This window comes from Rhodococcus sp. RCBS9 (genome assembly GCF_029457415.1).
GTDB classification, from domain to species: Bacteria; Actinomycetota; Actinomycetes; order Mycobacteriales; family Mycobacteriaceae; genus Rhodococcus_F; species Rhodococcus_F qingshengii.
Genome location: NZ_CP120422.1, coordinates 4,218,448 through 4,238,066, shown reverse-complemented (window position 1 = coordinate 4,238,066; position 19,619 = coordinate 4,218,448). Strand labels below are relative to the sequence as shown.

General features: G+C 63.2%; 18 protein-coding genes. 12 read left to right on the top strand and 6 right to left on the bottom strand.

The window, feature by feature from the left end:
• The first annotated feature begins 449 nt into the window (after positions 1–449).
• The gene (locus P0M12_RS19955) at positions 450–1,703 is read left to right on the top strand and encodes an FAD-dependent oxidoreductase (protein ID WP_021333986.1); all 1,254 of its coding nucleotides are present in this window, start codon (positions 450–452) and stop codon (positions 1,701–1,703) included.
• Here P0M12_RS19955 and P0M12_RS19950 read toward each other — a convergent pair.
• Positions 1,675–3,066: an amino acid permease gene (locus tag P0M12_RS19950; RefSeq protein WP_021333985.1), complete on the bottom strand. Its 1,392-nt coding sequence runs from the start codon at positions 3,064–3,066 to the stop codon at positions 1,675–1,677. The genes P0M12_RS19955 and P0M12_RS19950 overlap by 29 nt on opposite strands.
• Before the next feature lie 189 nt (positions 3,067–3,255).
• Here P0M12_RS19950 and P0M12_RS19945 point away from each other — a divergent pair, with 189 nt between their 5' ends.
• The 7 genes from P0M12_RS19945 to P0M12_RS19915 all read left to right on the top strand — a co-directional run bounded on the left by P0M12_RS19945 (position 3,256) and on the right by P0M12_RS19915 (position 10,729).
• Positions 3,256–3,726: an SRPBCC family protein gene (locus P0M12_RS19945; protein ID WP_003941500.1), complete on the top strand. Its 471-nt coding sequence runs from the start codon at positions 3,256–3,258 to the stop codon at positions 3,724–3,726.
• A 34-nt stretch (positions 3,727–3,760) separates the two neighbouring features.
• Positions 3,761–4,213, top strand: coding sequence for a hypothetical protein (locus tag P0M12_RS19940; protein ID WP_003941524.1), 453 nt, complete (start codon positions 3,761–3,763; stop codon positions 4,211–4,213).
• The gene (locus P0M12_RS19935) at positions 4,203–5,222 is read left to right on the top strand and encodes a MerR family transcriptional regulator (protein ID WP_070160505.1); all 1,020 of its coding nucleotides are present in this window, start codon (positions 4,203–4,205) and stop codon (positions 5,220–5,222) included. Before P0M12_RS19940 ends, P0M12_RS19935 begins: the two co-directional genes overlap by 11 nt.
• 72 nt (positions 5,223–5,294) lie before the next feature.
• Positions 5,295–6,008 (top strand): phosphatidylserine decarboxylase, encoded by a 714-nt coding sequence (locus P0M12_RS19930; protein WP_003941540.1) that lies wholly within the window; start codon positions 5,295–5,297, stop codon positions 6,006–6,008.
• Between the two features lie 59 nt (positions 6,009–6,067).
• Positions 6,068–6,898: a phosphatidylcholine/phosphatidylserine synthase gene (locus P0M12_RS19925; RefSeq protein WP_029254795.1), complete on the top strand. Its 831-nt coding sequence runs from the start codon at positions 6,068–6,070 to the stop codon at positions 6,896–6,898.
• A gap of 21 nt (positions 6,899–6,919) precedes the next feature.
• Positions 6,920–9,097 (top strand): AAA family ATPase, encoded by a 2,178-nt coding sequence (locus tag P0M12_RS19920; RefSeq protein ID WP_003941536.1) that lies wholly within the window; start codon positions 6,920–6,922, stop codon positions 9,095–9,097.
• Between the two features lie 9 nt (positions 9,098–9,106).
• The gene (locus P0M12_RS19915; RefSeq protein WP_277376739.1) at positions 9,107–10,729 is read left to right on the top strand and encodes an amidohydrolase; all 1,623 of its coding nucleotides are present in this window, start codon (positions 9,107–9,109) and stop codon (positions 10,727–10,729) included.
• 82 nt (positions 10,730–10,811) lie between these two features.
• Here the strand turns inward: P0M12_RS19915 and P0M12_RS19910 are convergent, their stop codons facing one another.
• Positions 10,812–10,964, bottom strand: a complete 153-nt coding sequence (locus P0M12_RS19910) for a hypothetical protein (RefSeq protein ID WP_007733703.1) — start codon at positions 10,962–10,964, stop codon at positions 10,812–10,814.
• 198 nt (positions 10,965–11,162) lie between these two features.
• Here P0M12_RS19910 and P0M12_RS19905 point away from each other — a divergent pair, with 198 nt between their 5' ends.
• A complete protein-coding gene (locus tag P0M12_RS19905) occupies positions 11,163–12,401 on the top strand; it encodes an HNH endonuclease signature motif containing protein (RefSeq protein ID WP_277376738.1) in 1,239 nt (412 codons plus the stop codon).
• An 88-nt stretch (positions 12,402–12,489) separates the two neighbouring features.
• Here P0M12_RS19905 and P0M12_RS19900 read toward each other — a convergent pair whose 3' ends face one another.
• From P0M12_RS19900 to P0M12_RS19890, 3 genes are read right to left on the bottom strand one after another with little or no spacing between them, the layout of a single operon-like run.
• Positions 12,490–13,509 carry a DUF2804 domain-containing protein gene (locus tag P0M12_RS19900; protein WP_042926211.1) on the bottom strand — a complete coding sequence of 340 codons (1,020 nt, stop codon included), beginning with the start codon at positions 13,507–13,509 and terminating at the stop codon, positions 12,490–12,492.
• 2 nt (positions 13,510–13,511) lie between these two features.
• Positions 13,512–14,264: an isocitrate lyase/phosphoenolpyruvate mutase family protein gene (locus tag P0M12_RS19895; RefSeq protein WP_007730096.1), complete on the bottom strand. Its 753-nt coding sequence runs from the start codon at positions 14,262–14,264 to the stop codon at positions 13,512–13,514.
• A gap of 46 nt (positions 14,265–14,310) precedes the next feature.
• Positions 14,311–15,579, bottom strand: coding sequence for a cytochrome P450 (locus tag P0M12_RS19890; protein WP_003945041.1), 1,269 nt, complete (start codon positions 15,577–15,579; stop codon positions 14,311–14,313).
• A 128-nt stretch (positions 15,580–15,707) separates the two neighbouring features.
• Here P0M12_RS19890 and P0M12_RS19885 point away from each other — a divergent pair, with 128 nt between their 5' ends.
• The 3 genes from P0M12_RS19885 to P0M12_RS19875 all read left to right on the top strand — a co-directional run bounded on the left by P0M12_RS19885 (position 15,708) and on the right by P0M12_RS19875 (position 19,227).
• Positions 15,708–16,343 (top strand): TetR/AcrR family transcriptional regulator, encoded by a 636-nt coding sequence (locus tag P0M12_RS19885; protein ID WP_042926208.1) that lies wholly within the window; start codon positions 15,708–15,710, stop codon positions 16,341–16,343.
• A 9-nt stretch (positions 16,344–16,352) separates the two neighbouring features.
• Complete coding sequence (locus tag P0M12_RS19880) at positions 16,353–17,780, top strand: hypothetical protein (RefSeq protein ID WP_193595514.1); 1,428 nt, start codon at positions 16,353–16,355, stop codon at positions 17,778–17,780.
• Positions 17,781–17,847: 67 nt separating this feature from the next.
• The gene (locus tag P0M12_RS19875) at positions 17,848–19,227 is read left to right on the top strand and encodes a hypothetical protein (RefSeq protein ID WP_223304380.1); all 1,380 of its coding nucleotides are present in this window, start codon (positions 17,848–17,850) and stop codon (positions 19,225–19,227) included.
• On the opposite strand, the gene P0M12_RS19870 is transcribed toward P0M12_RS19875, so the two are convergent.
• Positions 19,184–19,609 carry an NUDIX domain-containing protein gene (locus P0M12_RS19870; protein ID WP_007730102.1) on the bottom strand — a complete coding sequence of 142 codons (426 nt, stop codon included), beginning with the start codon at positions 19,607–19,609 and terminating at the stop codon, positions 19,184–19,186. The genes P0M12_RS19875 and P0M12_RS19870 overlap by 44 nt on opposite strands.
• Positions 19,610–19,619: the final 10 nt, after the last annotated feature.

Here is a 19,619-nt window from a genome sequence, read left to right as displayed (position 1 = left end):
GTTGGAACAGCTGATCGACGATTGAAAGCCATTCACGATTTGCCGCTTATGTGATGACCGTCACCATACCTCAATTATTAGAACTTGTAACAGTTTTTGAAAGAAATCTCTCGACAACTTGAAACGGCGACCCCACTTACATCGAGGATTTGCACGCGACTAATACCAAGGAACTAACATTCAGCGAAACATTAATACTAAAGTATTAACAACGCAGCTCATTCCAGAGATGGTTAATACTTTAGTATTAATTCAAAAGTTCCAGTGCATTCACGAATCGACTCACTGTGATTCGCTTCCCAAGCGAGGGCTGTGCACTCGCACAACGCATTCCCCGAAGCTGTGGCCGAACGGCCAGTCCTTTTGCCACCCCTGCGATTCATGCTTGAGAGAAGAGCCGGATGTGACCGGCGTCTCGGTTCGAGCAGAGTCTGTAGAAGGAGTGCGTCATGGGAACTCGTCAAAGCCCCGATCGTGTGGTCGTGGTCGGTGCGGGTGTTGTCGGATTGTCGACGGCCTGGTTCTTGCAGGAACGTGGAGTCGAGGTCACCGTCGTCGATCGCGACGGGGTCGCAGCCGACGCGAGCTGGGGCAACGCCGGTTGGCTTGCCCCCGCATTGACGCTTCCGCTGCCCGAACCCGCAGTGCTCCAATACGGCTTGCGCGCGATGCTCAGCCCGTCGTCCCCGGTGTACGTGCCACTGACCACCGATCTGAAGCTGATTCGGTTCCTGGTCGGGTTCGCGCGCCACTGCACGCCGTCGAAGTGGCAGGAAGCGATGTCGGTCTACACCGAGGTCAACCGAACAGCCTTGGGCGCGTATGACGAACTCGCCGACGGTGGCGTCAAAGAGCTGACGCGCCTGGCCGATCCTTTCCTCGCCGCGTTTGCGTCCGAGAAGGACCGACAGACCTTGGTGGACGAGTTCCACCACGTCGAAGCTGCCGGCGGAGAAGTCGACTTCGACCTCCTCGACTACGACGCGATTCATTCGCTCGAGCCTTCACTCGGCCAGGGTGTGAAAGCCGGTTTGCGCCTGCGCAATCAGCGTTTCATCGATCCCCCGTTGTTCGTGAACTCGTTGGCGGACGCGGTTCGTGAACGCGGTGGAGAAATCGTCAGCGGTTTCGACGTCACGCAGATCGACGATCGGGTCGGCGGAGTCACTGTTCGCAGTGCACACGGTGATTCACGCGACGGCGACGCCGTGGTCATCTCGAGCGGTGCCCGCTTGAACAAGCTCGCTGCACCGTTCGGTGTGCGCAAACTGGTGCAGGCCGGACGCGGATACAGCTTCAGTGTCAAGCCTGAGCACCTCCCCAAGAACCCTGTGTATTTCCCCACCCAGCGCGTCGCATGCACTCCGTTGCACGATCGCTTCCGAGTGGCCGGAATGATGGAATTCCGCAGCCCTGACGCGCCGCTGGATCCGCGCCGAGTGCAGGCGATCATCGATGCGGCCAAGCCGATGCTCAGCGGCATCGACTGGACTGCGCGGGAAGAGGAATGGGTGGGATCACGACCGTGCACTACCGACGGCTTGCCGTTGATCGGAGCCACGCGCTCGCCGCGCGTGCACGTCGCCGGTGGTCACGGGATGTGGGGAATCGCTCTGGGTCCGTTGACGGGAAAGATGGTGGCCGACTCGATGACCGGTGCTCAGACGCCGACCGTCATGAGTCACTTCGATCCGCTGCGCTGACAGCCGGTTTCACCCACTTGTAGTACGCGCCCGTCAGCAGAACCAGCCATCCGGCGCCGACGAGCAGCGCAACTCGGGTATCGGCGATGACGCCGAGCAACACGATGACAAAAGCCAGGAACACGATCGCGAAGATCTGACCGTACGGCCACAGCGGCACTGGAAACTTCAGTGCCGCTGTTTCGTCTGCACTCATCTGAGCGCGGGAACGGAACTGCGAGAGCAGGATCATGATCCAGACGAAAATGGTGGCGAAGGTCGCCAGCGAGGCGATGACGAGGAACACCTGGTCCGGGATCAGGTAGTTGAGCACTACTCCCACCAACAGGGCAACGGTCATGATGACAACGGTCATCCACGGAACACCGTTGGCGGAGACTCTCTTCATCACCTGCGGGGCCTGGCCGGCATGCGACATTCCGAACATCATGCGACCCGCACCGAAAACGTCGCTGTTGATGGCCGACAGGGCTGCGGTGATGACGACGATGTTGAGGATCGATGCGGCCGTTCCCAATCCGAGGTTCTCGAAGATCTGGACGAACGGGCTGTTGTCGGAGTTGATGGTCTGCCACGGAATGATCGCCATGATGACGGCGAGGGTGCAGATGTAGAAGAGAATGATGCGCACCGGGACCGTGTTGACGGCTTTCCTGATGGTCTGCGCCGGATCCTCGGCTTCGCCCGCGGTGATACCGATGATCTCGGTGCCACCGAACGCGAACATGACGATCGCGAAACACGCGACGAATCCGCCGAAGCCCGTCGCGAAGAACCCGCCGTCCGACCAGAGGTGGCTGATTCCGGCATCGGTGTCGTGAACGCCGAATCCGAACACGATGATCGCGATGCCGCCGGCGATCATCGCGATGATGGCGGTGATCTTCACGAGCGTGAACCAGAATTCCAGTTCGCCGAACACCTTGACGCTCAACAGGTTTATCGCGCCGATGAAGAAGACGACAGCCAGAACCCAGATCCATCTCGGTACGTCCGGGAACCAGAACTGCATGTACAGGCCGAAGGCGGTGACGTCGGCGAGGCACACGATCACCATCTCGAACGTGTACGTCCACCCGGTCATGAAACCGGCGAGTGGTCCGAGGTGCTTGTTCGCGTACTCGCTGAACGAACCGGAAACCGGGTTACGGACCGCCATCTCGCCGAGCGCTCGCAACACCAGGTAGACCGCGATACCGCCGATCAGGTAGGCCAGGAGCACCGACGGGCCGGCTCGTTTGATGGCCTCGGCGCTGCCGTAGAACAGTCCGGTTCCGATGGCTGATCCGAGGGCGATGAAGCGGATATGGCGCGCTGTCAGCCCTCGCTTGAGGCCATCCTGCGTCGCTGCGTCGCTGTTCACTTCTCGGTACTCCAGTCGGATGGATCGTCATACGTGCGCGAACCATTGTCCGCTACCACCGCGCGTGTTCCCGCACGACCCTGTTGGACGGCCGTACAGTGACCTGACACACATGGTCCATTGACGGATCGCTTACGATCGACAAAAGTGTTTGTAACTTTACGTAGCATCAACTCGACTGGAGAGACTGTGTCCAACACCCTCGAAGCAAGCATCGACATCGACGCATCACCGCAGGACGTGTGGGCAATCGTCGCCGACCTGCAGCGCATGGGCGAATGGAGCCCCCAGTGCAAGGTGATGAAGGTAATCGGCGGGACCGTGCGTGAGGGTGCCAAGACGATCAACGTCAACCGCAAGGGCCTGCTGGTCTGGCCGACGTCGTCGAAGGTCGTTCGCTTCGAGCCCAACAAGTCGGTGGCGTTCCGCATCGCGGAGAACCGCACGATCTGGTCCTACGAACTCGAGCCGACCGCTACCGGCACCAAAGTGACCGAGCGTCGCGAGGCTCCCACCGGAACGTCGAAGGTCTCGCAGTTCCTCGTCAAGACCGTCCTGGGCGGAAACGCCGACTTCGAGGTCGAGCTCGTTGAAGGCATGAATGCCACCTTGAAGCGTGTGAAGAGCGAGGCCGAGGCGGCTGCACGCACCTCTGCTTGACCCTCGACCTGGTCGAGGCATCAGGATCCGTTCCATGGATCCCGTGATGACACAGATAGCGCAGGCACAAGAATTGGCGAGCTCCGGCGATCGAGCCGGGGCTCGCTCTGCGTTCGAGAAGGTGTGGGAAGAGATCAGCGCCGCCCCCGATGCGCTCCACATCGTCTCCCTCGCGCACTACATGGCCGACGTTCAAGACGATCCGGCTCAAGAGCTCTGCTGGGACCTGCGCGCCCTCGACGCTGCAGATTCGTTGACCGACGCGCGAGCCCAGGAACACCACGCATCGCTGCAGGTCGCCGGTTTCTATCCATCGCTGCACCTCAACCTGGCTGCCGACTACCGCAAACTCGGACGCGACACCGAGGCCGTCGAGCATCTGACGAAGGCCGAGGCGTCGGTCGGCACACTCGCCGACGACGGTTACGGCCGGATGATCAGGGGCGCCATCGAGCGACTGCGGGCAGAATTGATCCGTGACCACTAGTTCCGCCCTCTTGACGATCGGCGAGATGTCCAGGGCGTCGGCGCTCCCGATCAGCGCGCTGCGGTTCTACGACAAGGAAGGCGTGCTCGTCCCGCATTCCGTCGATCCGCACACCGGTTACCGCTGGTACACCGACGATCAGCTCCGCGACGCCCGCATGATCGCCGGTATGCGACGCGTCGGTGTTCCGATCCGCGACATGATGGCCGTCCTGACCGGGCCGGAACCGCATTCGTGCCTGGACGCCCATCTGCGCAACCTCGAGGACGGTCTCGCCGACGCCCGCGCCGAACTGGGGCGAATTCACCGGCTGATCGATTCGCTACCTGCCTCCGGCGGCGTGGACATCGACTCGTGGGATCTACGACGCGCACTCGACGCCGTGCTGTTCGCAGTGAACGAGGAATCGGAGTTCCCGATACTTCGCGGCGTCCACCTCGACATTCACGACGGCGTCGCTGCGTTTGTCACCACTGATCAGTTCCGGCTCGCGGTCGCCGAGGTGAAAGTTCACTCCGCTCTGACGGTGTCCGCTGTCGTTCCCGTCACCTTCGCGCGATTGTTACGCGACGTCGCCGGCGTCGTGACGCTGACTTTCTCCGCGCGCACGGTGACTGCGTCGTATCCGGGAGGTGAGGTGTCCAGCCCCCTGATCGAGGACGGAGAGTTCCCCGATCACCGAATCCTGCGCGAGCACCACAACGCCGTCGAACTGAGCGGCGACCACCTTGCCGCCCTGCTCAACGGCACCGAGGACAGTGCCGTCGTCAGCGTCGGCGAAGACGGTGGTGCCCGGGTGGATCCGGGCGGAACGGATCCCCGTGAGAAGTTCCGAGTACTGGTCGACCGGCAGCGACTGCGCGACGCCGCCGCAGCCCAACCGGGGCGGCAACTGGTGATCCGAGTAAGCGGTGCGACGCTCCCGCTGGCGATACGCACCGGCGACTGTGTCGGGTACTACTCGTACTTGATGCCACTACAGCCTGTAGGAGAGAAGGCGTTCACGTAATCTATGGATGCTCTACCACCCCGTACTGTCAGTGCGACCAGCAGAAGACCTACCGAGTAGTTAGAGGAGCCTGTGGCACGCCGACCCACACCCCCCGGAACCCCGCAACCCACCGGGATCGGACATATCGTCGATCTGGTTCGCCATGCGATTCCGCCACTTCATCCCGCCGGCCTGCCGTTCGTGCTGGCCCCGCTGGGAGTTGCAGCTCTGGGCCGCAACCGTAAGTGGGTGCGCCGAGCCGGTCTGACCACCGCCGCCGCATGCGCCACGTTCTTCCGTCACCCGCACCGGGTGCCGCCCAACCGCATCGGCGTCGTCGTCGCACCCGCCGACGGCGAGGTGGCGTTGGTCGACAACGCCGTTCCGCCCGCCGAGCTCAATCTCGGAAGCGAGCCGCGCCCGCGCGTCAGCATCTTCCTGTCGGTTCTCGACGTGCATGTCCAGCGCAGCCCTGTCGGTGGAACGGTCAAAGAGGTCGTTCACCAGGCAGGCAAGTTCCTCTCCGCAGATCTCGCCGACGCCAGCGAGGTCAACGAGCGCAACAGCATGCTGATCGAAACCGCCGATGGTCACGACGTTGCGGTTGTCCAGATCGCGGGACTGCTTGCACGCCGCATCGTCTGCTACGCCGGTGTCGGTGACGTCCTGCCGATCGGCGACACGTACGGACTGATCCGTTTCGGCTCACGCGTCGACACCTATTTCCCCGCCGGAACCACACTCCTGGTCGAGCCGGGACAACGCACGATCGGTGCTGAAACAGTTATCGCGCAACTGCCGTGAAGACGCCGAAGATGAAGTCAGCCGTGAAGAAGCCGGGAGCAGCCCAACCCGGCGCGAAGATGCCCAAACGCACCCAGGCGGTGCGGTTGCTGCCGTCCGTCATCACCATCCTGGCGCTGTGCGCCGGGCTGTCCGCCGTCAAATTCGCTCTCGACGGACAACCCGGTACCTCGCTCGCGATGATCGGCGCAGCTGCCGTCCTCGATTCACTCGACGGCCGCATCGCGCGACTGCTCGACGCCACCAGCAAGATCGGCGCCGAACTCGACTCACTGGCCGACTCCATCTCCTTCGGCGTCGCCCCGGCCCTGGTCCTGTACGTGACCTTGCTGGACGGCACCAGCATCGGCTGGATCATCGCGTTGATCTACGCGGTCAGCATCGTGTTGCGACTCGCACGTTTCAACACTCTGCTCGACGACGACGACGTCCCCGCGTACGCACGTGAGTACTTCGTCGGCGTTCCGGCTCCGGCCGGCGCACTCATCGCCCTTACTCCCCTGGCCGCGACGGCTCAGTGGGGTGACGGCTGGTGGTCTTCGCACTTCGTCGTCATCGTGTGGACGCTCTTCTCGGCTGCACTGATCGTCAGCCGCATCCCGACGCTGGCGATGAAGTCGGTATCCGTGCCGCCGCACATGGCGGCCGGCCTGCTCGTCCTGGTGACGTTGGCTGCAGCCGCACTCATCACCTACCCGTACATCCTGCTGATCGTTCTCATCGCGATCTACCTGGTGCACATCCCGTTTGCCGTGCACTCGAAGCGGTGGGTGGCAGCACGTCCCGAAACCTGGGACATCAAGCCTTCCGAACGCCGCGCGATCCGACGCCAACCCAACGTCGGTGGCCGCCGCTCGGCCGCTCGTCTCGGATTGCGGCGACCCCGCTAGTCCACGACGTACTCTCGAGAGGTGACTTCGCCGGAACTCGCCCTCACCGTTCGACTCAACACCTCTGCCGCCGACCTACGCCGCGGGGTCGTGCGCTTGCACCCCGAAGCGTTGGCGGCGTTGGGCATCCGCGAATGGGATGCCATCGCACTCATGGGAGCCCGCGGCACCGCGACCGTCGCGGGCCGTGCACCCACCGGAACCCCGGCAGGCACGATCCTTCTCGACGACGTCACCATGTCGAACGTCGGCCTGACCGAGAACTCTTCCGTCGTGGTCGGTCCGGTGACGGTGTACGGAGCGCGATCCGTCTCCGTCACCGGCTCGTCCATGGCGACAAATTCGATCAGCTCGACGGTTCTGCGACAAGCTCTTCTGGGCAAGGTCGTCAGCGTCGGCGACACGGTCTCGCTCCTCCCCCGCGATCTCGGTCCGGGTACGAGCACTTCCGAAGCCACCCAAGCGCTTTCCCGTACCTTCGGCGTCGCGTGGACATCCGAACTGCTCACCGTCACGGCCGTCGAACCTGCCGGTGGTCCGGTCAGCGTCCAGCCGAATTCGGCAGTCAACTGGGGTTCCGGCTCGGCGGGCACACTGACACCGAGTGCGCTTGTTTCCAGTCCGGCCGCCGTCGCGATCGAGCCTGCACCGTCGGTTCCGCTGGATCACCTCGTCGGCGCGCAAGCGCAGGCAGCCAAGCTGACCGAGTGGCTCGGCCTGGCACTCGACGAACCAGAACTGCTCCGTACGCTCGGCGCCTCACCGCACCTCGGCGTCCTCATCACGGGCCCCGCCGGCGTAGGCAAAGCCACGTTGGCCCGCTCGGTCCTGTCCTCGCGCAAACTGGTCGAACTCGACGGCCCGGGAGTCGGTGCCACCGAGGCGAATACCCGCCTGCAGCGAATCGTCGACGCCGTTGCTGCCGTGCGCGGCGGTGGCGTACTACTGATCAGTGACATCGACGCTCTGCTTCCGGCCACCGCGGAACCGGTGTCCGCACTGATCCTCGAACAACTGCGCAGCGCCGTCGCAACCCCGGGCGTGGCATTCGTCGCGACCTCCGCCCATCCGGAGACCGTCGACGCGCGCCTTCGCGGCCAGGATCTCTGCGATCGAGAACTCGCACTTACCCTGCCGGACGGCGCAACTCGCAAGGCGTTGCTCGAACTCCTGCTCCGCCGCGTGCCCACCGGAACCCTCGAACTCGACGCCATCGCCTCGCGCGCACCCGGATTCGTGGTCGCCGACCTCGCGGCGCTCTGCCGTGAAGCTGCATTGCGAGCGGCGACGCGGGCGTCCAAATCCGGTGATTCTCCGGAGATCACGCAGGAAGATCTTGTCGGTGCCCTCGAAGTGATTCGGCCACTGTCTCGTTCGAGTACCGAAGAACTGTCGATCGGCAGCGTCACCCTCGACGACGTCGGCGACATGGTCGAAACCAAACAGGCCCTCACCGAAGCGGTGCTGTGGCCGCTACAGCACCCCGACTCCTTCGCACGCCTCGGTGTCGACCCACCCCGCGGCGTGCTCCTCTACGGCCCTCCCGGCTGCGGTAAGACGTATCTCGTTCGTGCCCTTGCCAGCTCAGGTCACCTCAGCGTCCACGCCGTCAAAGGTGCGGAGCTGATGGACAAGTGGGTCGGCGCCTCCGAAAAGGCCGTACGCGAGTTGTTCCAGCGCGCACGCGATTCGGCGCCCTCGTTGATCTTCCTCGACGAAATCGACGCCCTTGCCCCGCGTCGTGGTCAAAGTTCCGACTCCGGGGTGTCGGATCGCGTCGTAGCCGCGTTGCTGACCGAACTCGACGGCGTCGAACCGCTACGCGACGTCGTGGTGTTGGGCGCCACCAACCGACCGGATCTGATCGACCCGGCTCTCCTGCGCCCCGGCAGACTCGAACGTCTCGTATTCGTACCGCCGCCGGATGCGGAGGCTCGCAAAGCGATTCTGCGTGCTTCCGGCAAGTCGGTACCGCTCGCCGAAGATGTCGATTTGGACATTCTGGCCGTCGATCTCGAGGGATACTCGGCAGCAGACTGCTCGGCTCTCCTGCGTGAGGCTGCACTCGCCGCCATGCGTCGGAGCATGGACGCGGCCGACGTGACGGCCGCGGACGTGGCAACCGCCCGTGAGAAGGTACGTCCCTCACTCGATCCCGAGCAGGTGGCACACCTACAGGCGTACGCGGACAACCGATAAGGACTGACCATGGCTGCTGATCTGGTTCTGCACGGCGACATCGTGACCATGCACGAGGAATCACCACGCGCCCAGGCGCTCGCCGTGACGGGCGGCCGGATCACAGCCGTCGGCGCGCGCACGGACGTCGAGAAACTGGTGGGGCCGGATACCCGCGTCGTCGACGTCGGAGGTGCCGCTGTTCTGCCGGGGTTCATCGAGCCACACGGTCACCCTTTGGAAGAAGCCATCGTTCTCGGGCCTGACGTCGTCGACATCCGGCCTGTCACGATCGCCGAGGCGGACGCCGTAGTTGCTGCCGTCGTCGACACTGTTCGTTCGCGAGGTGCTGCCGGCGCTTCTCTGAACGGTTGGGACCCGTTGCTGCAGAAGGGCCTACCCGACCCGACCATCGACTGGCTGGACTCCGTAGCGCCGGAGTACCCCCTCGTGATCATGCACAACTCGGGACACGTCGCGTATTTCAACACGGCGGCAGCAGTGCAGGCCGGCATCACCCGCGATACCCCCGATCCGATCGGCGGATCGTACGGCCACGACGCGACGGGCGCACTCGACGGAGCCGCGTACGAAATGCCTGCGGTGTTCGCAGTCGCGGGCCACGCAGTCACTATCGGTGACGACTTCCCCGCACTGGTGGCGGCCGAATGCGCCCGAATGAACGCCGCCGGAATCACCACCATCGCCGAATTGTCGTTCGACCCCAAGATGCGGCCCGCCCTGGCCGCAATAGCCGACGCCGGACTGCTCACCACCCGCCTGCGGCTCTACGAAATGTCCAACGACGCACGCACTACCGAGGCGTCGCCGGGCGACGGAAACGACCTGGTGCGCCAGATCGGCATCAAGGTCTGGTCCGACGGTTCGCCGTGGGTCGGCAACATCGCCACCAGTTTCCCGTATCTCGATACCGAAGCCACCCGTGCGCTCGGGATCGCCTGCACGCACGGGCATGCCAACTACACCGGCGAACAGATCCACGACATCAGTTCCGCTTACTTCGCCAAGGGGTGGCAGATGGCGTGCCACGCCCACGGCGACGACGCGATCACCATGGTTCTCGACGCGTGGGAGCAGCTTCTGAAGGAGCTCCCCCGGCCCGATCACCGGTTGCGCCTCGAACATGTCGGCGCGATGCGTCCGGATCAGTTCGCCCGCGCAGCGGAACTGGGCGTCACGGTCAGCATCTTCATCGACCACTTGCACTACTGGGGTGACGTTCTGGTGGATGACCTGTTCGGCCCCGAATACGGATCCGTCTGGGCCGCAGCAGGATCTGCACTCGCGGCCGGGCAACGGTTCACCTTCCACAACGACGGTCCCGTCACCCCCGCCAATCCGCTACGAAACATGCAGGACGCCGTCACCAGGCTTTCGCCCAGCGGTCGCGTCGTCGCACCCCAGGAACGGATCCCCGTGGACGCCGCCGTGCGCGCCCATACGGTCAACGCCGCTTGGCAGCTGTTCAGCGAAGATCACATCGGGTCCATCTTTCCCGGCGCCTACGCGGATTTGGTTGTGCTGTCGGCAAATCCCCTCGACGTCGAGCCGGCCGAGCTGGCCGACATCACGGTGCTCGCCACCGTCCTGGAGGGCCGGACGGTGTACGGGGACCTGAGCGCGATCGACTGATCGGTCGCCGCGGACAAGACTGTTGCCCTCCCTGCTCGAGTTCCGAGGATCGTTGCGAGAACGGAAACGACGCTGGGTGGTCTCAGAGTTCGGTGTGGACGTCGTCAACGACCTGGGCAATCGCATGTTTCGCCCAGGCCGTGATCTGCTCGTTCGTGTCGCGGTAGTACGGCAAGGCAACCAATGCAATCGACAGAGCCCATGCGCGGCCACGCGTCCAAGTGCCCTCGTCCACGTCAACATGAAGCCGGAATGTATGCCGAGCGCTCGGCGTCAGCAGAGTCCATGCAATGAGGCAGTCGAGATTGCCTGCCGCAAATCGAATGAAGATCCGAAAAGTCCCAAAAATCGGAATTGTCGAAAATTATTGCATAGGAACAGTTTTCGAGATACAAGTCTTGTGTTCGAAACTTTGTTCGATTAGACTTTTAGCATGGACAGTCGGGAAGCGTGGCAGCTGGATGGCGAGGACCTCAAGAGCGAGGTTCTGGGTCTGGTGCGCGCCCGACACGAATTGCAGTCGCGGATGGTGTTGCTGATCGTGGAGATGTTTTCCCGGGAAGTTCTCGGCGGGAAGGGTTTTCGGGCGATCGCACAGTGGTTGCATGGTTCGACGAATCTGGAGATCGGTGAGTGCAGCCTGCTGGTCGGGTTGGCGCGGTTGTTGATGCTCGAACCTGTTGTCGCGGATGCATTCCATCGCGGTGACGTGGATGCGTTGAAGGCGCGGCAGGTGGCGTCGTTTTGTCAGCATCCGCCGAAGAACATGACCCTGGCGGATGTGGACAAGGCCCGCGGGATTCTGTTGGGGTTGGCGTCGAAGAACATCGCCGATTGTGATGCGGTGCGGGCAGCGATCCGGCGGATCGAGAAGCAGTACGGCAAGCGCGAGGACGGGGTTCCGGTCGGTGAGGATTCGGAGCGTAACGAGTTCTACGCGTCGAAAGGTTTGTACGGGCGCGTGTCGGCGAAGGGTGACTTGGATGCTGTGAACGGGGCGCGTCTGATCACGTTGTTGTCGAGCCTGTCGGCTCCGACGCCGGAGAAGGACGGGGTCAAGGACACCCGTACGCCGGCGCTGCGGCGGGCGGATGGGTTTTGCGAATTGTTGCGGCGGTACGAGCGGGCGGGGTTGGGTCCGATCGAGGGCGGGGTGAAACCGCACATCACGGTGACTGCGTCGGCAAAAGATATGACGGACCTTAAAGTTCTGAAAGACCTCCTGCCGTCCACTGAGGAGTTGGGGTTCGCGTGGGCGGATTGGGTGGGCCCGATCAGTATCGATACTGCGCGGATGTTGGCGTGCGACTGCACCGTGACGCGGATTTTGTTGGATGCGAATGGTGTTCCGCTCGACTGCGGTAAGGAAGCGAGAACGGCGACGGTTCCGCAGCGGCGGGCGTTGGCGGTTCGGGATGGCGGGTGTGCGTTTCCGGGGTGCGGGACGCCGTCGGGGTGGTGCGATGCTCATCATATTGTTCACTGGAACGATGGTGGCCCAACAGATCTCGACAATCTGATCTTGTTGTGCGGTCATCATCATCGGACACTGCACCACACCGAATGGCGGGTCGAGATCGGGCCGGATCGCAAATCGGTGTTCTATCCACCGATGTCGATCGATCCGTATCAGCAGCCGATCGGCGGGAACAGCCCACCAACAGCCGCCTGAAGTGAAACAACTCGAGACGCGAGCACCGGGGCACGATCATGCCCCGGTGCTCATGCTGCGTTCCGTCATCTTCGCGGAGACGTACGGCCTACCAGCGGTTCCGAACCTCCTCGGCAAATCCGAGGAGATCTCGAACCACCACGGAGGTACCGTCGTCGAGGATCACTGTGCCGGAGAACTTTCCGAACACCTGATGCTGAATCGAACGCAGCACCCCGACGTCGAAAGTCGCGGCACGGTCGATGATCGGCTCGAAAGTCATCTCGAAGCGACCATCGTTGCTCGAGAAGTTCCACGGAGCGCCGTCGTACGTTCCCTGCGGGATGCCGAAGTCGATCCTGTCCAGTTTGTGGGCCCGCCCTCCGACAAACACGATGTTCTCGCTGGCCGCCGTAGTGTCACCGAAGCCGTAACCGATGTTGAATCCGAACCGCTCGCCGTTCACCAGTCCGGATGCAGAACCCCAGTACCAGGTGTTGTCGTAAGTCCAGACTCCCCTGCCCCAATCGAGAACGCCGAACGAGTCTTCCGAGCGAAATGTGAAGTCGTCGATCCCGATTCGCACGGTCCCGGCAGCGGGCAGGCAGTTGATCTTCTGGTTGTAGTAAAACGAACGGGACGCCTTCGGAAACGGTGTGGCGATCACCATCCGGTCATCGGCAGGACTCGCCAGGAACAAATCGGCATGAAGGCCTCGCCCACCGTCGAAAGCCGGGTAGTCGACGATCAGGTGGCGCCCACCGTCCACATGGCGAAACTCGAAGCGAGCTTTACCTTTCGACACCACCACATCACCGTCGTCCGCGCTTTCGGGCAGACCGAGCCTTCCCATCGGGAACGGCAGCATCACGTTTTCGGTGATCTCGTGTGGTGTTCGGAAATCGAGCCAGGAGACTCCGAGCAAGCCCATGTACCCGTTGTCGGCGACGGTCAACGCAATGCCGTAATCCGCAGTGAGAACGCAGTAGTAGTCCCACTCCTTGATCCGGAACTTGGGAGCGGTGATCGCAGAGCGTCGATACTTGCGAATCTCCGATGGGGCCCAACCCGTCTCGACCAAATGTCCGCGATCGTCGAGAAGCGGGCCGGGCGACATCAGTGTCTGCATTCTTACTTCCAGCGTCCCAAGATCTCGTTCGCACGGTTGGCCAATGCCATCTGGAAGAACGGACCGAAGCTCACACGTGCCACTCCGAGCGGACCGAAACTTGCCGGGTCGTCCTGATCCGGGATTCCGATCGCATTGATCGGAAGTGGGAGCTCGGACGTCAGGCGGCGCTGGGTCGCGTCGTCATGGCGCCCGACGGGGTAGAGAACGTCGGCGCCGGCGTCGGCCGCCAGCTTGAGGCGTGCGATGGCGCGATCGACGCGATCGGACTCGTCACCGACCTGCTTCACGAACAGGTCGGTGCGCGCGTTGACGACAACGTGAACTCCGGCTGCGTCGGCGGCCTGACGAAGCCCACCCACGAAGTCGGCGTGCTCCTGCGCCTCGCGCAAGCGTCCGCCTTCACTGTGAACGGTGTCCTCGATGTTGAGTCCGACAGCGCCGGCATCGATCAACCCGTCGATGAGAACTGCCGGCTCGAGCCCGTAACCACCCTCGATGTCCACCGAGATCGGGGCGTCGACCGCACCGGTGATCTGCTTGATCCGGTGCAGAAGTTCGTCGAAGGTGATGCCCTCGTTGTCCGGCTTGCCGATGGAATCGGAAACCGGATGACTGCCTACCGTCAGGGCTGCAAAACCGGCAGCCACCGCAAGATTCGCCGACCACGCGTCCCACACCGTCGGGAGAATGACCGGATTACCTGGCTGGTGCAACGCCAGTAGAGCAGTTGCCTTGTCGTTGATCGAAGTCATGCGGTGGCTCCTCGAGATCGTGGGGTGTACCTCTCACCTACCGACTCTAGTGAGCGACCGGGCAGCCTGTGCTCTTGTAATCGACCTGGAACTCCTTGATGCCGTTGATCCAACCCGAGCGCAGACGGCGCGGATCACCGATCTTGGTGATGTCCGGGACGTTGTCGGCGATCGCGTTGAACATCAAGTCGATCTCCATACGAGCGAGGTTGGCACCGATGCAGAAGTGCGCGCCCGTTCCGCCGAAGCCCAAGTGCGGATTGGGGTTACGAGTGATGTCGAACGTCATCGGGTTCTCGAACACGTCCTCGTCGAAGTTCGCGGAGCTGTACAGCATCACCACGCGCTGCCCCTTCTTGATCGACACTCCTGCCAATTCCGTGTCCTCGAGCGCGGTGCGCTGGAAGGCGGTGACGGGTGTCGCCCAACGGACGATCTCGTCGGCCGTCGTCTTGGGACGTTCCTTCTTGTACAGCTCCCACTGCTCGGGGTTGTCCAGGAACGCGATCATTCCGTGCGTGATGGCGTTGCGAGTGGTCTCGTTCCCTGCGACCGCCAGGATGAGCACGAAGAACCCGAACTCCTCCGGGCTCAAGGAGTCGCCGTCGATGTCGGCCTGGACCAGAGTGGTGACGATGTCGTCTGCCGGGCAGGTACGACGTGCGTCTGCCATTTGGTACGCGTATCCGAGGACCTCGGTGGACGCGACTGCCGGATCACCCTGGTATTCCGGGTCGTCGTAGCCCATCATCTCGTTGGACCACTTGAACAGCTTGTCTCGATCGTCCTGCGGTACACCGATCAGATCCGCGATCGCTTGGAGCGGCAGCTCGCTGGCAACCTGCTTCACGAAGTCGCCCGGGCCTTCGCTCACAGCGGTGTCGACGATGCTCCGTGCACGACGGTCCAATTCGTCGCGCATGCCGTTGATCGCGCGAGGCGTGAACAGCTTCGAAATCAGCTTGCGGAGCTTGGTGTGCTCCGGTGCATCCTTGTTGAGCAGAAGATGCCGGAGCATCTCGACGGCCTCACGTGGCATGTCGTCGGCGAAACGCGCGATCGCGGTGTTCTCCCAGCTCGAGAACACATCGCTGCGCTGGCTGACCTCTTTGACGTCAGCGTGACGCGAGACCACCCAGTAGCCCTCGTCCTGGAATCCACCGACCGTCGGCGGCTGCTCACACCACCACACGGGTGCGTTGCGACGCAGTTCGGCGAATTCCTCGAAAGGGATCCGCTCCCCGAGGACAGCAGGATCGGTGACGTCGAATCCGGCCGGCAGGTCAGGCGTGCGTGTTGTGTCCGAGATGGTCATGGCGTCCTCTGATCGGTCGAATGTGCGCTACACCACAGAGTAGCTTTCACTAACGGACTGTCAAGTGAAAGACGGAGAGTCTCGTGCAACTGACCCGTGAGAGCCCCCGCGGCACTAGGATCCTGGTAATGACAGATACCTCCGGCAGACTGACGCTGCGAGAGAAGCAGAAGCAGCGAACCCGCGCAGACCTCGTGGATGCCGCCGGCGCGCTCTTCACCGAACGCGGATACGCGGCTGTCACCGTCGAGGACATCGCCGGCCGGGTCGGTTGCAGCCGAGCCACCTTCTACCTGCACTTTCCCGGAAAGATCGACATCCTCAAGGCGCTCGGCTCGAACACCGTCGTATCCAGCACCCTCGCCATATTCCAGGATCTCGACCACGTACTCGATTCCGGTTCGCGCGAAGAATTCGCCGGCTGGATCAACCGCGCTCTCGACTGGTGCCGCGATCACCACCACATGATGCGGGCGTGGGACGAGGCCATGGTCCTCGAACCCGAGTTCCGCACACTGGCCCGCGAAGGCATCTCAGCACTGCCCAACGCTATGCCGTCGTACCTGGCACGCTGGCCGCAGAGCCGACACGACGAGGCGAAACTCCGGGTCGAGCTCCTGCTGACACAAGTCGAGCGCTTCTTCATTCGCTGGGCGGAACAGGGCGCGATCACCGCGGGTGCGGACGTCGCAGCAGACGTTCTCACCGACATCTGGTTTCCGGCACTCACGCCGCCCACGACCGATGTTGCGGCGCCGCGATAGGTTGGCCCGATGCCACTCGATCTTCGAGCGATCCTCACCACCGTCGCTGCGCTCCTGTCCGGGATACTCGCGGCGCTGGCCCTGACCAATCCGGTTCTCCGTGACTGGGCCATCGTGGCCTCTCCGTCGGAAGTAGATCGCTGGATCAGCAGTGGACCCACCGCTGTCGGGCTCGGCGCCGTGGTTGCCGTGCTTGCCTGCGCACTCTCACAGCGTCGCGGCTCCCGTCGGGCAGCCTGGATCGCGATCACCGTCGGGGTCGCCGTCATCGCGATCATTCGGGCAGTCGTGCCCGAGGTTGCGTCACTGGACCTGCTGATCGCCTTGATCATCGTCAAAAGTGTTGCAGCCGGTGCGATTCTGGGTTGTGTGGTTGCCGTCAGTTGGGATCGCACCGCCACGAAGAACGCCACCCTCCTCGGCGTGCTTGCCGCCTTCCTCGCGGTTCGCACGTTCGCCGGCGGGACGGGCCGGATGAGTACGTCTTCGGTAGGTGAGCCGTCGTGGTGGCTGATCGGCGCCACGGCCGCAGCAGCAATCGCCTGTGCAGTGACCGCGCAATCCGGCTTCCGGATCCGCAAGCCCGACGCGGGCGAAATCCGCATAGCGCTCGTGGTGATCGCCGCGCTGGCGATCGGGCATCGAGTGCTCGGCGCCGTGATCGATCGCCAGCAGTACGCGTCCGAGGCAACTGCCTGGATCGTCATGGTCTTGGCAGCGGGCGCTGCGCTCGCGTTGACATGGATCGCCGCCTACCGTCTCGGCGACACCTCCGGTGCTGGTGGCAAGTTCCTCTGGGCCGCAACCGCTCTGGCCGCTGCGTCGGCTCCGCTGTTCGTCGACATCGCGAAGGGTTCCGGCCACTGGGGAGACCTGAAGTCCCCCTGGGTACTGGTGCTTTTCGCAGCCCTGCCGGTCGCCGTCGGATTGCGACTGCACAAGCAGGTGCCAAACCTCGTTCCCATCGCCGTTCTCGTTGCGGTACCGCTGTCAGAACTACTGCCCTTCGACTCCGCGCACGGTGTCTGGTCAATCGCACTGAAGATCGCCTCGCTGGGTCTCGCCGCCGGATTCCTGTTCGGTGCCCTGGCTCCCGGCAGCCTGGTCGACGCCACACTCGGACTCGCCATTCCCTTTGCCGCAATGACCTTCTCGTCGATCGCCATTCTCACCGATCAGCTCACCGCGCCGCCAGAGTTGACAGCGGCAGACATTCAGCGATTGATGGAACTTCCCATCCCGGCGCACGTCAGCGCCAACGGAGGACTATTCGGACGCGGAATAGGCATCACCATCGACTACGTCACCCCTCAGACCGTCGGCGCTGCAATCCTCTTCGCCTTGATCATCGGCTTCTGCGGTGCAGCGATCCTCCGACGGTCCCATCCACCCGTCGACACCACGGAATCTCGGATCGAACCGGGGCCAGTCGACTGACACACCGTCACCGGACTGAGACCTGCTATTGCGGTGCAACTGGTACCGGATTGACTATTTTGGAGCAGTGCCCATCGCCCGCAGGACGCTGCTCGTCGCGCTGAGTGGTGTGACGGCATTCGTCGTCACCGTCGTCGCCTTGGCACCGTTCGTGAACAGCCAGTCGACGTCGATTTCGACGGGCGACAGGTTCTGGTCCATCTCGACCATCGGCGCCGGCGTCTTGGCTGTCGTCGCGGTCGGGACAGCCGCGATGATGGCCCGCTGCCGGTTGCGGACCGCGGCCATGACGGTCTTCGGTGGACTCCTACTCGAACTGCCCGGGCTCTACGATCACAACTTCGAGGCACTCTCACCCGTCGGTGCGGGAGTCGCTGTCGGCGCGGTCACGGTTGCTGCCGCTCCCCGGGTCCGAGCCGCTTCCGTCGCGGGAACGATTGTTGCCGTGCATGTCTCGGATTCACTCCTCGACGAAGACGCTATTCCTCGGCGGTACGCGGACTACATCGCCGACAACACCAACCAGTTTCAACCACCAGTGTTGGGGGCAACACTGCTCGCGCTCGCTTTGGCCGCCGCCTGCGTCGCCGCGTTCTGGTTCCACGACTTCGACAAGGACCACCCCAAGGAACGGATGGCCGTTCGACCGGTGACTATCGCGGCGGTGCTCACTCTCTTCGGGGTCGCTGCGAATTGGTGGTTCGAGATCACCACCGTCACGGCGGCGGTGCCTCTACTACTCGTCGCGCTGGTGATCACGGTGATCTGCGCGCGGGTGCTGGGCGACGGCAGTCGAATCCTGCTGATGTGTACCGCTGCCGTCGCAACTCTGGCGGCGGTCTCGGCGAACCGTCCCGCAACCGAAGCCATGGAATGGTCGAAAACCCCCGCCTCCACCGCCGTCGTGATCGGACTCGTCATCGTCGCCGCGGCAGCGATCGGCGCGATCGCTCCCTCGCGAGTCGTCGGCTACGGATTGCTCCTGACGGTCACGGTCGCCGGGATCGTCAGCTACGCCACGTCGCCGTCGCCGAAGATCGGTGACGTTCTCACGATCAGCGATCTTCTTGTCGCCTTCACCGCTGCGGTCGTCACGTACGCGATCGCCAGCGCGATGTACCGAGAGCCACCGCGGACCGGAGCGTCACGAGCCCTCGTCGGACTCGGTGTCATCTTCGGCCCGACGGCGCTGGCCCTGCTCGTCTATCCGCAGTTCGACTACGGATGGACGGCGTACACGCCGCTCGACGAGAACAAGCCCTTCAACGGCATCACGACGGTCGGCCCGTTCGAAATCTCGACCGACATTCTGATACTCGACGCCGTGGCGCTGATCATCGTGGCCGTCTGCGCCTACGTGAGTCTCCGATTGGGGCGGATCAATCGATCCGTTCCTCCGCCGATCAGTCGATCAGATCCATCGACGCCAGGCGATGGAACACTTTGAGTGATCCGGGCGCCACCTCGTCCATCGCTGCGTACTCGGCGAGCGTGAAGTAGCGGAACTCGGCGATCTCGCTGGTCGGGTGCGGGTCTCCGGCCATCTCCGCCAGATAACAACTCATGTGCAGGCCCGTGTCCGCGGAATGTCCGAAAGCGTGAGCCTCGAAGACGTCGAGGAACGTGACCGTCCCGTCGACCAGATCGACGTCGAGTTCCTCCCGAATTTCGCGGTGCAGTGCCTGCTCGGGCGTCTCCCCCGGGTCGATCTTTCCGCCGGCCATGTAGAACGCCGTCTTGCCCACGGAGCGGGTCTGGATCAGCTTGCGGTCACGAATGTGTGCAAGGGCAGCGGTACGGATGATCGTGGTGGGTGTCGACGAATTCACGTCGTCCAAC